General features: G+C 64.0%; 11 protein-coding genes. 2 read left to right on the top strand and 9 right to left on the bottom strand.

Annotated elements, in window-relative coordinates:
* Positions 1-116: 116 nt before the first annotated feature.
* Entirely contained in the window at positions 117-1,217 is a 1,101-nt protein-coding gene (locus CFB39_RS20085) for an AAA family ATPase (RefSeq protein ID WP_089474158.1), read from the top strand.
* Complete coding sequence (locus tag CFB39_RS20080) at positions 1,207-3,420, top strand: S8 family peptidase (RefSeq protein WP_089474157.1); 2,214 nt, start codon at positions 1,207-1,209, stop codon at positions 3,418-3,420. Before CFB39_RS20085 ends, CFB39_RS20080 begins: the two co-directional genes overlap by 11 nt.
* A gap of 186 nt (positions 3,421-3,606) precedes the next feature.
* Here the strand turns inward: CFB39_RS20080 and CFB39_RS20075 are convergent, their stop codons facing one another.
* The 9 genes from CFB39_RS20075 to CFB39_RS20035 form a co-directional block, all read right to left on the bottom strand.
* Positions 3,607-5,007: an amidase family protein gene (locus tag CFB39_RS20075; RefSeq protein WP_089432145.1), complete on the bottom strand. Its 1,401-nt coding sequence runs from the start codon at positions 5,005-5,007 to the stop codon at positions 3,607-3,609.
* Between the two features lie 76 nt (positions 5,008-5,083).
* On the bottom strand, positions 5,084-5,875 hold the full coding sequence (locus tag CFB39_RS20070; RefSeq protein WP_089474156.1) for an alpha/beta fold hydrolase: 792 nt from the start codon (positions 5,873-5,875) through the stop codon (positions 5,084-5,086).
* A gap of 84 nt (positions 5,876-5,959) precedes the next feature.
* The gene (locus tag CFB39_RS20065; RefSeq protein ID WP_089474155.1) at positions 5,960-6,304 is read right to left on the bottom strand and encodes a DUF4148 domain-containing protein; all 345 of its coding nucleotides are present in this window, start codon (positions 6,302-6,304) and stop codon (positions 5,960-5,962) included.
* Between the two features lie 301 nt (positions 6,305-6,605).
* The gene (locus CFB39_RS20060) at positions 6,606-7,148 is read right to left on the bottom strand and encodes a cytochrome P460 family protein (RefSeq protein WP_089474154.1); all 543 of its coding nucleotides are present in this window, start codon (positions 7,146-7,148) and stop codon (positions 6,606-6,608) included.
* Positions 7,148-8,191 (bottom strand): alpha/beta fold hydrolase, encoded by a 1,044-nt coding sequence (locus CFB39_RS20055; RefSeq protein WP_089474153.1) that lies wholly within the window; start codon positions 8,189-8,191, stop codon positions 7,148-7,150. The genes CFB39_RS20060 and CFB39_RS20055 overlap by 1 nt, the downstream gene beginning before the upstream one ends.
* Before the next feature lie 270 nt (positions 8,192-8,461).
* Positions 8,462-8,716 carry a hypothetical protein gene (locus tag CFB39_RS20050; RefSeq protein ID WP_089428318.1) on the bottom strand — a complete coding sequence of 85 codons (255 nt, stop codon included), beginning with the start codon at positions 8,714-8,716 and terminating at the stop codon, positions 8,462-8,464.
* Between the two features lie 28 nt (positions 8,717-8,744).
* Entirely contained in the window at positions 8,745-9,923 is a 1,179-nt protein-coding gene (locus tag CFB39_RS20045; protein WP_089474152.1) for an acetate/propionate family kinase, read from the bottom strand.
* Positions 9,924-9,927: 4 nt separating this feature from the next.
* Positions 9,928-10,866 carry a phosphate acetyltransferase gene (locus tag CFB39_RS20040; protein WP_089474151.1) on the bottom strand — a complete coding sequence of 313 codons (939 nt, stop codon included), beginning with the start codon at positions 10,864-10,866 and terminating at the stop codon, positions 9,928-9,930.
* A gap of 19 nt (positions 10,867-10,885) precedes the next feature.
* Positions 10,886-13,234: a DUF3141 domain-containing protein gene (locus CFB39_RS20035; RefSeq protein ID WP_089474150.1), complete on the bottom strand. Its 2,349-nt coding sequence runs from the start codon at positions 13,232-13,234 to the stop codon at positions 10,886-10,888.
* Positions 13,235-13,256: the final 22 nt, after the last annotated feature.

Raw genomic sequence — 13,256 nt, 5'->3', positions numbered from 1 at the left:
GCTCCGACGCGCTCCCAAGGCAAGAGATGTCGGTTAGTTGCGTTGGTAAATTTTGTGGTACACCACACGCCGATAATGTACCATTCCACAAAAACACCATCATTTTTGGCATTGAAATGGTACACATCGAAGAGAATGATCTTCTTAGCCTTATGCAACAAGGGCTAAGGGGGAATGCGCAAGGGTTCGCCTTGATATCGCGAAAAATTGTCAGCAGTCTGCGACGAAGACAACCTGACGAGGCTGCGCGGCTCGCAGAAGTTCTGTCCTCAGACTCTGCAACGCGCGGCAGCGTCATTCAGCCGCCGCCTGTAGATAGCGACAGCCGTCGCCAATTGCTCCGGGAGGTGCAGGCTGTGGTTCTTGCCGAAGAACCAATTTGGCCGCAACAGATTGAAGCTTCACTAAACGGAGTCATCCGAGAGAGAAAGGAAGCAGCCAAGTTGATCGCAGCAGGTCTCGAACCGATACATGCTCTGCTTTTCAAAGGACCGCCGGGAGCCGGCAAGACGCTGGCTGCTCATTGGTTAGGTCGCGAATTGAAGCTACCGGTCTTGACCCTCGACCTTGCCACGGTGATGTCTAGTCTGCTCGGCAAGACCGGTACAAATATCAAGTCGGTCATTGACTACGCACGCAGCTTTCCTTGTATTTTGTTGTTAGATGAATTTGACGCCGTCGCGAAGAAGCGCGACGACGACAAAGATGTCGGAGAATTAAAGCGCCTCGTAACCGTGCTTCTTCAAGCGATAGACGATTGGCCGTCGACTTCGGTCCTAGTTGCAGCAACAAATCATCCGGAAATTCTGGACCCCGCTGTCTGGAGACGATTCGATTTGGTCATGGACTTCGGCACACCTGACGTCGACACGATTAGGCAATTCTTTCGATCAGAGGGAATCAGGGAAGTTATCGCGGATGAACTGGCTCCAATCGTTTTGGGGTACTCCTTCGCTGATATTCGACGGCTGGTGGATGCCGCGAGAAAGCAAGCTATTCTCGACAACATTTCGGCCAATGAGGCGATTGTGAATATCGCATTGCAATCGCTCTTAGTCTCAGGGCGACTGGACGGCGAAGCCAGAAAGCTGCAAATTATTCAGCTTGCTATACAAGGTTACTCGCAACGAAAGATTGCCGAAGCGGTTGGCGTTTCCCATCCGACAGTCGGTCGCATTTTGAAGGCGTTGAAACAGGAAAAGATCAATGACGACTAAGAAAAATATTTTGCTGGGAGGCGGCGAGGCACTTGAATCGACGAGTGCCATCGACCGAGGGCCGAATAATAAGACATGGCCGTATGACATCGGCGAAGTACGCAGTGCAGTTCAAGCTCCGCTGGAGTTCATCCGTAAGTCGCTGGAGGTGCTTAGAAGCGACGCCAAGCCGCGCCAGGAAGGGGTTTTTGAATTGATTCTCCATCCAGCGTTTCTTGGGAGATCCTATTATCCAACCAAGGCACTGAGAAGAAGCGGGCTCCGTGACGTGGGAAGCAAAGAGGTAGAAATCGTCCCCCGCAAATCGACACGGACGGTACGCCAGGGCAACAAGCAAGCAACGGCATCACTGTTCGTCGCCGGAGACGTGCGTGGCATTGATCGCTTCAAGGATCTCTTGTTCGCAGAGAAGCCACCCAAAGGAGTCGCTACCGACCTGCTTAAGATTGAAACTGTTCGGTGGATAACCCCGGACGAGAAGTTGCGCGGCGCGATCCCGCAGGATGCGAGCTCGCACGCGTTCGAGGTTGCACTTCATGCTGGCGCAGACGAGGAGGATATCGTCGTAGCCTTTGCCGATTTTGCCAACGAACTGTCTGCGAGCGTTGATCTTGCCCGCCGAATTCGTGTCGGCGGCCTCACATTCTTGCCGGTGACGGCGACTTGCGATGTGCTCAAAGCGCTTGCTGAATTCTCGTTCCTTCGGGTCGCGCGGCCAATGTCAAAGATTCGTGAGGCGTTACCGAATATACCTAGACAGACCGTTCTGATGCCGCCGCCAGCCTTTCCTGAAGCACCCGCACTTGACATATCAAGACGGGCTGCCATCTTCGATGGCGGGCTCGGCACATCCGATCTCGCGACATGGGCAAACGAGATCGTCTACGACGAAACACAAAGCACACACGGATCCCTCCTACTGCATGGTAGCGAAGTGACATCAACATTTCTATTTGGTCGTCCCGTTAGCGGGAAAGGATTACCTCGGCCATACATGAATGTCGATCACTTCCGAGTGCTGTCCCCTTCGTCCGGCAGAGATCCTGATCTATTCGACGTTCTTCACCGAATTAAAGCTGCCCTAGAGACCGGCAAATATAAGTTTGCGAATTTCAGCATCGGACCGCGCATGCCAATCGCGGATGACGAGGTTCATGCGTGGACGGCCACAATCGATCAGCTATGTGCCCGACACGGAATTTTTGCGACTGTCGCTGTCGGCAACGATGGGGACGTCGAGGGCGCCAACCGTATCCAGCCGCCAAGTGACATGGTGAACGCGATTGCTGTTGGGGCAGCAGACTCTCCAGGTCCGAAATGGGGGCGAGCACCTTATAGTTGCGTTGGACCCGGCCGAAGCCCGGGATTCGTAAAGCCTGACGGCATTGCGTTCGGAGGCACCAGCAAACATCCGCTCCTTGTCTACAGTCCGATTCTGAATTCAGTCGTGGGTGTACAGGGCACGAGCTACGCATCTCCTTTGACTCTCCGGACCGCTGCGGGGACGGCGGTGTCTACCGCGTACGAAATGACAGCGACGGCACTCAAAGCACTAATGATCCACTGGGCAGAACGCCGCCCGCGTTCTGCGCGTGAGGAAGTGGGCTGGGGCCGCTTCGTAGAAGACCCTATGCGCCTTCTGGAGTGCGACGACGATTCAGCCACAATCATTTTCCAAGGCACTCTCGCGAAGAATCAATATCGGCGCTGCCCCGTACCCTTTCCGAATGTGATACTTCCGGACTCTGTCACGATCTCGGCGACACTTTGCATTCAATCTCATACCGATCCCGAGCATGCACTTAACTACACTCGCTCCGGTATGAGCGTTAAGTTTCGGAAGCAACAGGGAATCGGAGATAAGACCGCTTCGGATTTTTTCGGCTTCCGCTCCCAGTACTACCCCTCCGAACGCGAGCAACGAGATAGTGCCCATAAGTGGGAAACGACATTGCACCGGAAGAAGACGTTTGAAGACCCAACGAGTCTTGCCGACCCGGTATTCGACATCGAATATCACGCTCGCAACGCCAGCCGCAGTGTCCCAGCATCGTCGGCACCCGATGTGAAATATGCCTTGGTCGTTACCGTGACGGCCAAAGGCGTGCCGAACGTGTATGACTTGATCCGCCAGCGCTACCCAGTCCTTGTCCCCGTTCAGCTACAGGTGGATCTCGACGTGGGCACGAGCCTTGGATCATAGATGCCCGAAACCGAAAGCTTTTGAAAATAGAACGAGATAGCGAACGGTGCGCCACGCGGCGGACTGTATGTCATCTTGGTATTCGAAACGTAATTGTGCGTCGTCTGGAACGGCGCACGCATGATCGATCGTTGAAGATCAGCCGATCGGCGCGCGCATCGCCGACACACCACGCCCATCACCACATCACACCACCGGATCCACCGGCGCGACCGGCACGCCGCGCGCTTCGATATCGCGCCCCGCGAGCAGGCACAGATCCTCGCGATGATGCGCGGCAACCACCTGCACGCCGACCGGCACGCCATTCACGAGCGCCGTGGTCACGGCCAACCCCGGCAGCCCCATCGCCGGCAACGCGCGCAACGTGAGCTGCGCCTCCCACACGCGATCGAACCCGTCCTGCCCCTGGCGGTCGAGATCGTCCGGGAACGGCAGTTCCGACGACACCGGCAGCAGCAGCACCGCATACTCGTCGAGAAACAGCCGCCACTGCCGCGTCAACGTCGTGCGCCGGACGAGCGCGCGGCTGATCACGTCGGCCGGCAGGTCACGCACCTTGCCGCGCACGGCCTCGACCACGGCAGCCGCCCCCGGATCGCCGTCTTTCACGACCGCGTTCGTCAAAGCGTCGAATCCGTCGCCGAGCCAGAGCTGCTCCTGCAACAGTGCCGCCTCGCGCATCGGCGGTGTGTCGTCGATCTCGTCGACGGTCCAGCCGGCATCGATCAACCGCCGCGCGGCATCGCGCAATGCGGCCTCGACCTCGGGCACGACCTGCAAGCCGCCGGGCCGCACGCACAGTGCCGCGCGCTTCGGCACCTCGCGCCCGTCGAACGGCACCGCCACGTGCCACGGATCGCGCGGGTCCGGTGCGGCGAACGCACGCAACGCGAGCGAGAGATCGTCGATCGTGCGTGCAATCGGCCCCGCCGTCGACATCAGCTGCGCGCCGATCGCCCGCTCGGGCGACGACGCGTTGAACGCCGGCACGCGACCGAGCGACGGACGAATGCCATGCACGCCACAGGCGTAGGCCGGGTAACGCACCGAGCCGCCGATGTCGGTACCGACGGCAAGCGGGCCGATCCCGGCGGCCACGGCTGCCGCCGCACCGCCACTCGATCCGCCCGGCGTCAGCGACGGGTTGCGCGGATTGCGCGTGTGGCCATGCACGAGATTCGACGTGAACCAGCGCAACGCGAACGTCGGCGAATTGGTGCGGCCGAGCAGGATCCCGCCGGCCTTTCTGATGTTGCCGACCACCGGGCTGTCGGCGTGCGCGATCAGGTTCTCCTGCAGGCGCGTGCCGTTGGTCGTCGCGAATTCCGCCTGGTCGACGTTGATCTTCACGGTGACGGGCACGCCCGCGAGCGGCCCCGGATCGTCGCCGCGCGCGATCGCGCGATCGACTTCGTCGGCTTGCCGCCGGACATCGTCGGGCCGGTGCTCGATCACCGCGTTGATCGCCGGATTCACCGCCTCGAGACGGTCGAGCACCGCATCCGCCACTTCTCGCGCGGACACGTCACGATGCCGCACGCGCTTCGCGAGTTCGGTTGCGGGCAGTTGCCAGAGTTCCGTCATGACTTCTCCTTGTGGAAGGACATCACACTCACTCATGGCGCCGCACTTTCCTGCGAAAGCGCGGCGCCGCGTTCACTCACTGCGTATCCTGCTTCGCGCGCTCGGCCGCCGCGATGATCGCGTCGGCCACGGCCTTCGGCTGGCTCAGCATCGCCACATGGCTGCCGTTCACGCGCGTGACCGTCGCGCCGATCCGCTTCGCCATCGCTTCCTGCAGCGTCGGGTCGATCATCTTGTCCTGCGTCGCGACGACGAACGTCGACGGCTTCGCATGCCACGCGGCCTGCGTGACCTTCTCCGAGAGGCAACCGCCATACCACGGCCCCTGGGTCGCCGCAACGATGCGCTGCTGCGCGGGCGGCAGGTCGGGTGCGAAATCCTGCGCGATCGCCTTGTCCGACAGCGTCGCGAAACCGCCCGCGTCCTTGCGCAGCTCACCGGCCCACGCGGGCGCCGGCAGCCCCTGCGTGACGTCGGCGATCGACTGGCCGTTGTCGGGCGCGAACGCGGCGACGTACACGAGCGACTTCACCTTGTCGTCGTTGCCCGCCTCGCTGATCACGACGCCGGCCCACGAATGGCCGACCAGCACGACCGGCCCCTTCTGCGCGTCGACGGTACGCTTCGTCGCGGCTGCATCGTCGGCGAGCGAGCTCAGCGGATTCTGCACCGACACCACGTGCAGCCCGCGCGCCTCGAGCAGCGGAATCACGCGGTTCCAGCTCGACCCGTCGGCAAACGCGCCGTGCACGAGCACGACGTTCGTCCCCTTCAGATCTTCTTTCGGCGCGGCCTGCGCCGCCACCGCACCGAACAGTCCGCCGATCACCGCGGCGGATATCAGAACGCGTTTCATCGAACCGGCCATCGTCATGCTCCTTGCTCTGTTGTGTTTTTCACATGTAGTGCTGCAGTGGTGGCCGCGCCCGCCTGAGGCAAGCGCGGCAGCCAATCACGAATGCGCGTACAGGTCGTCGGCGGCATTCCGTGCGGAGCGCGACTGGGACGCGTCGTGATGGCCGGCCGGCGTCGACGCATCGGCCACATTGTCGCCTTGCGACTTCGACGGGCCGTTCTGGTCGGAACGCGCGACCTGCTGCGCGGCGACGGCGTTCTCCGCGGCCGCGATATCGTTCGGGTAGTTCGCTTCGCTGCTGGCCGGGCTGTAGCCGGCCTTCTCCAGGCGGACGAGATCGGCGCGTACGTCGGCGCGCGTGAGGCCGTGGCCGGTATCGGCGAACGACAAGGCGGGGATGGCGGCGAGGACGGCAACGGCGAGGATTCGAGCGGCTTTCATGAGGGTTCTCCTTGAGAGAGGTAGGTCAGTCGATCATTCGGCATCCGATCCAGATCGTCTGGCATCGAACGTTTCCTGCATGTCGACAGTAGAACCCGCGCACGTATCTGCGATGTTTCCGAAACCGGGGCTTTCTGCATGCCAGTTTTTCAGGAACGGCCGCAGATACAGTGCGATACAAACCGGGCTGCCGCATCGTTCACGGCCCGTCTGCTGACGCGATCCCCTCAAGCCCATTCACCATGAAAAAAGGCGTGCCATACACGGCACGCCTTCGGTCGAATCCATCAAACCACGCACGTCACGGCGCAAGCCGCGTGAACACGTAGTCGTGGTTCTTCACACGCGCCTGGTGGCACGCAAAGCACGTCTGATGCTGGCCGATATCGGCCGGCACGCCGTTGATGAAGCGCCCGAAGCCCCAGCCGCCCGTCGATGCATAGCGGCGCGAGTCCTTCACCATCACCTGCACGGTCGTCGCCTGGCCCGGCACCGTCGCACTCGGGAGCTCGTCGGACTGCTTGCGCTTGTACGCGAGCTTCACGAGGATCGTGCCGTCCGGGAACGGCAGCGTCGCCTGTTCGAGCGCACGGATCGCGACGGGGTTGCCGAGCACCACATGGAGTTCATCGAGTGGCGCGGCTTCCTCGGCCGGCGCGACCATTTCCCACTTCCGGTAGCCGGGCGGGATCGTCACGCCATAGATCGGTGAAGCGGCGGCAGCCGGCTTCGGCTGCTCCGCGAATGCGGCCGGACCGCTGGCCGACCACGCGCCGGCCAGCAGCACGCCCGCGACGACCGTGCGTCGCATGATGCGGCGCATCACACCCACGCGCGCCCGCATCACAGATGCTCCACTTGCAGGATCGCATCGGCGAACGCCTGCGGCGCTTCCTGCGGCAGGTTGTGGCCGATGCCGCCGGTGATCGTGCGGTGCTGGTACTTGCCGGTGAACTTCTTCGCGTAGGCGGCCGGCGCGGGATGCGGCGCGCCGTTCGCGTCGCCTTCCATCGTGATCGTCGGCACGGTGATCGCCGGCCCGGCCGCGAGGCGGCGCTCGATGTCGTCGTACTGCGCTTCGCCCTTCGCGAGCCCGAGGCGCCAGCGATAGTTGTGAATCACGACGGCGACGTGATCGGGGTTCTGGAACGACGCGGCCGTGCGCGCATAGGTTTCGTCGGAGAACTGCCATTTCGGCGACGCGAGCTGCCAGATCAGCTTGTTGAACGCATCGCGGTTCTGCGTGTAGCCGAGTTCGCCGCGCTCGGTCGTGAAATAGAACTGATACCACCACTGGAGCTCGGCCTGCGGCGGCAGCGGCGCGGCGTTCGCCGCCTGGCTGCCGATCAGGTAGCCGCTCACCGACACCAGCGCCTTCACGCGCTGCGGCCACAGCGCCGCGATCACGTCGGCCGTGCGTGCGCCCCAGTCGTAGCCGCCGAACACCGCGCGGTCGATCTTCAGCGCATCCATCAGCGCGACGATGTCGACGGCCGTCACGGCCTGCTGGCCGTTGCGCACCGTGTCGGCCGAACGGAACGTCGTCGACCCGTAGCCGCGCAGGTACGGCACGATCACGCGATAGCCGGCCGCGACGAGCAGCGGCGCGACTTCCGCGTAGCTGTAGATGTCGTACGGCCAGCCGTGCAGCAGGAACACGACCGGGCCGTTCTTCGGCCCGAGGTCCGCATACCCGACGTTGAGCACGCCCGCGTCGATCTGGTGAATCGTGCCCAGCGACGCGACGCCGGCCGTGCGCTTTGCGGGCGCGGCATCGGGCGCCGACTGCGCATGCGCGAGGGCGCTGAAGCCGAGGTCGGCGAGGCTCAGGCTTGCCAGCGTCGTACCGAGGATCAGGCGGCGGCGGGTATTCACGGTTTCAGGCATGACTCGTTCTCCAGTGTCGATCGCTAAGGAAGGGGGACCACGGCGCGCAGGGGCGCTCGGGAATCCGCGTTCGCGGCGGCGGCGCTGGCACTGCGCTGCCGTGTGAATCGCTTCACCGGATTTATATCCGATCCATCCAGAGGCTTTGTATCCCAACGTATCTGTGCGTGAACACGACACACGGCGATTCAAAAATCGTGCTGGAGAGGCGTGTTGACAGGGGAATCAGCCCGCATCCCCCCCTTCAACCACGCTGACATGAGAATCCGCTCATACCTTCCGATCCGGCAGGATATGCGCACGGATCGACCGTCCCCGCCACGACAGGTGATCGATCCGTGCGCGCAACGTGTAGAGCGCCACCGACGACAGCGTACTGAACCTGAGCAGCGCGATCGGATTACCGATCCCGGCCGGCACCCGCTCGATCGAATCGAACAGCGGGAATCCATACCGGGTCAGGAACGCGCCGACCTCGTCGTCGCGTGCGTGTTCTTCGACATTGACCAGCAACAGTTCGGCCATGACGGCTCCTTGCTTGATTCGACCGCACTCACCGGATCAGCCGGCGCGTATGGTGCGCGATCATCAGTTCTTCGTTGGTCGGGATCACCCACGCCGACACGCGACTCGACGCCGTCGTGAGCAGCGGCCCGCCGGTCTGGTTCGCGTCGACGTCGATCTCGACGCCGAGCCAGGCCGCACGGCGCATCACGCCTTCGCGAATCGCCGCCGCGTGCTCGCCGATCCCCGCCGTGAAGACGATCGCGTCGATGCCTTCCATGGCGGCGGCGAGCGATCCGAGTTCGCGCGCGATGCGATAGACGTACAGCTCGATCGCGAAGCGCGCATGCGGATCGTCGCTCGCGAGCAGCGTGCGCATGTCGCTCGAGATGCCGGACACGCCGAGCAACCCGGAGCGCCGATAGATCAGATCCTCGACGGCGCGCACGTCCATCCCGAGCGCTTCCATCAGGAAAAGCACGACGCCCGGGTCGAGGTTGCCGCTGCGCGTGCCCATCGGCAGCCCGTCGACGGCGGTGAACCCCATCGTGCTCGCGACGCTCTTGCCCGCCACGAGCGCGCACATGCTCGCGCCGTTGCCGAGGTGGGCGACGACCGTGCGCCCGCGCGCCGCCTGTGGCGCGACGTCGGGCAGCACGCTCGCGATGTACTCGTACGAGAGCCCGTGGAAGCCGTAGCGGCGCACGCCCCGGCTGGTGATCGACTCGGGCAGCGCGAACGCCTGGGTCACCGCGGGCTGCGTGCGGTGGAATGCCGTGTCGAAGCAGGCCACCTGCTCGATGCCGGGCTGCACCGTTTCGAGGATGCGAATCGGCGTCAGGTTGTGCGGTTGATGCAACGGCGCGAGCGGCGTGAGCTTGTCCAGCTCGGCCACGATCTCGGGCGTGACGCGCACCGGGCCGCTGAAGCGTTGGCCGCCATGCACGACGCGATGGCCCACCGCCGCGAGACGGTGCCCTTCCTGGTGAGCCTCCAGGAACGCGGCGATCTGCTCGAGCCCTTCGTGATGGCCGAACGTCTCGCCGCCGGCCCATTGCTGCTCGTGATGTTCCCCGTGATGGTCGACGGCGCTGAAGTGCGCGGCGGCCGTGTAAAGCCCATCGACCTGACCGTGCACGATCAGCCCGAGCGTGTCGCCCTGCACGTCGAATGCGGAAAACTTGATGCTCGACGAGCCGGCATTCAACACCAGAATCACGTCTGCCATGGCGTCACCCCGCGTGCGTGGCCGCTTCACGCTGCCCATTCGCGACGAGCATCGCGACCGCGCATGAAGCCAGCCGGGTGATCAACGAATCGGCGCGACTCGTCAGGATGATCGGCACGCGCGCGCCGAGCACGATCCCTGCGGCGTCCGCGCCGGCCAGGAACGACAGGCTCTTGGCGAGCATGTTGCCTGCTTCGAGGTCGGGCACCATCAGCACGTTCGCGTGCCCGGCCACCGGCGAATCGATCTGCTTGATGCGCGCAGCCTCGGGATCGATCGCGTTGTCGAGCGCGAGCGGGCCGTCGACGAGCGCGCCGGTAATCTGCCGCCGGTCCACCATCTTGCACAGCGCGGCGGCTTCGAGCGTCGACGGCACTTTCGGGTTGACCGTCTCCATCGCCGACAGGATCGCCACGCGCACCTGCGGAAAGGCCAGCGCATGCGCAAGATCGATCGCGTTCTGCAGGATGTCGACCTTTTCTTCGAGCGTCGGCGCGATATTGATCGCCGCGTCGGTCACGATCAGCGGATCGGCATGCGCGGGCACGTCCATGACGAAGCAATGGCTGATGCGCCGGCCGGTGCGCAATCCGGCATCGTGACGCACCACTTCGGCCATGAGCTCGTCGGTGTGCAGGCTGCCCTTCATCAGCGCGGCCGCCCGCCCGTCGCGGACGAGCCGCACCGCCGCGGCTGCCGACGCCTCGCTGTACGGCGCATCGACGATCTCGTGATCGATGATCGACAGCCCGCACGCCGCGGCGGTCGCTTCGATCCGGGCACGCGGGCCGACCAGGATCGGCTCGATCAGCCCCTTGCGCGCCGCCTCCAGCGCCCCTTCGAGCGAGCTTCGATCGCACGGGTGCGCGACGGCCGTCGGCATCGGCGCCAGCGTCCGGCAGTGTTCGATGAGGCGGAGATATTTCTCGTGTCTGTTTTCCATCGTGGTTCCTGGCTGTCCGTCACTGCACACGCTCGAGGGCCGCTACCGGCTCCTTGGCCGGCCGCTTCGCGGGCGGCGCGCCCAGCACCGCGCGGATGCGTTGCAGGGCCGCCCACTGTTGCTCGCTCACCGACGCGCTCTGCACGCGCGGATCGCCCAGCAGCTTGTCCAGCAACGTCAGCAGCCGCTGGCGATCCTCCGGCCGGACCAGCAGCGCCGGCAGCGTCGCGACGGCCTGCTGCGGCGCGTAGGTCGCGATGATTTCCTGCTCGCCGTAGATGCGCCGCCACTGGTCGGGCGGCAGGTCCGGCAGATACTCGGCGTAGGTTTCGGCGACTTCACGCTCGGTCGCCAGTTGCGCCAGCGGAAACGGCTCGCCGCTGCGTTCGAGCAGAAAGGCTGCGCGCGCAACCGCCTCGGTGTAGCCGCCCCGATCGATCGACGCGAGCGCGTCCTTCACGAACGGCAGGTCGCGAGGGTCCGTCGCCGCCGGCGACGCGGCATGACGGTCGCGATACTGCTCCGCGAAATGAAGCATGAAGGGCTGCGTGTACAGCGTGAAAAACAGCGACTCGGTGCCGGCATCGCGCATCGCGCGGAAAAAATCGAGCGATGCGCTGACGACGTCCGAGCCACGGCGTTCGAGCTTGCGCCACGGTTCGATATCGTCGGCCGGCTGGCGATGCGCGTTGACCGTGTCGGCAGCCGGCTTCAGCCAGCCAAGCCACGGGTTCAGATCGGAAAACGCCCAGCGCTGAAAGCGCAGCGGATGAAATTCCCGCAACACGCGCGCCGTGGTTTCGTTCGAGGCCTGCTGCACGAACGGCTGCATGAACAGTTCATAGGCGCGCTGCGTGAATTCGGACAACTCGGCGACCGCCTCGAACGCCTGTTCGTCCTTGCGCCCGAAGCGGTTGAAGTGTTGCGCGATCTCTTCGAGACGGTGCTCGGCAAACGTGACCTCGTAAGCAACCTTCCCGTCGGCGCCTTTCACTTCCTCGATCGACATCGCATAGAGGCCGGGCGGCAGCGTTTCGACGGCATCCAGCACGCTGACGATCTGTGCGTGCTCCTTCTTCGCGACCTTGCCCGACACGAAGATGCCCAGATGCCCGACATCCTCCTCCATCAACCCGATGATCACCTGCCCGCGCGACTTGATCTCCTCCGTGCTGCCGTAGATGTCCGCGACCCAGTTGAACGCCTGCTGCGGTGGCGTGATGTTGTCGCCCATCGACGCGAACAGGATGATCGGCGAGCGGATCTCGCGCAGGTCGAACGCCTTGCCCGTCCCGTCGCGCACCTCGCCGGACCAGAGCTTGTTGCCGATGAACAGGTTGCGCGTGATCCATTCGATCTCCTCGCGGTTCATCAGGTAGTAGCCGCCCCACCAGCGCTCGAACTCGAGGAAGCGCGGCGGCTCGGTGTCGATGTGGTCGTACACGTGGTAATACTTGTCCCACAACGTGTTCGCCGGGTTCAGGTTCTCGAAGTTCTGCACGAGATACGCGCCGTCGAACTTGCCGTTGCCGAGGTCCGACGAGAACGACGCGAGCCACGTGCCGCCGAGCAGCCCGCCGGCATAGCGCATCGGATTGTCGCCGGGCCCGTCGCTCCACGCGCCGCTCCAGTACGACATCGGCGCGCCGTTGATGACGATCGGGCCCGTATCGTCCGCCGACGAGCTCGCGAGCATCATCGCGGCCCAGCCGCCCTGGCAGTTGCCGACGATGGCCGGCTTGAGGCTGTCCGGATGCAGCGCCCGCACTTTGCGGACGAACGCCTGTTCCGCCGCACACACGTCGAGCAGCGTCTGGCCGGGCTCGGGTTCCTGGAAGAACACGACGAAGTACACCGGATGCCCGGCGCGCAATGCTACGCCGACCTGGGAATCGTCCTTGAAGCCGCCGATACCGGGGCCGTGCCCCGCGCGCGGATCGATGATCAGGTAGGGCCGCTTGGCGGCGTCGACGATCACGCCGTCCGGCGGCTGGATGTGGACGAGCGCGTAATTGACGGGCCGCTCGAACTGCCGGCCGTCGAGCACCACGTCGTAGTCGAAATGCAGCACCGGCTTGAGTCCCTGGGCCGCGCGCTCGACGTATTGCGTGCCGCGCTCGCGCAACGTGTCCCAGAACAGCAGCGAGCGCTGGACGGCGTCGACCGCGTAATGCCATGCGCTCAACGGCGAGAGCGGTGCGGCGAAAGGGGCGGCGCCCGGGTCGTGGCCGGAGCTGTCGCTCCCGTCGAATGCTTCGCTCAACCGCTTCCCGTACTGTTCCAGCGCGTGCTGCGTGCGCTTTTGCAGGACGTGGACAATCTCCGCGGCGATCTCGTGACTGCGCGCCAGTTGCGTGGCAGCATCCATAACACTGTTCTCCAGAGGGGCA

Origin of the sequence: Burkholderia sp. AU6039, from assembly GCF_002223365.1 — a bacterium.
Taxonomy (GTDB): domain Bacteria; phylum Pseudomonadota; class Gammaproteobacteria; order Burkholderiales; family Burkholderiaceae; genus Burkholderia.
The sequence above is the reverse complement of the archived record's forward strand: the minus strand, read 5'-3'. Positions and strand labels throughout refer to the sequence as shown.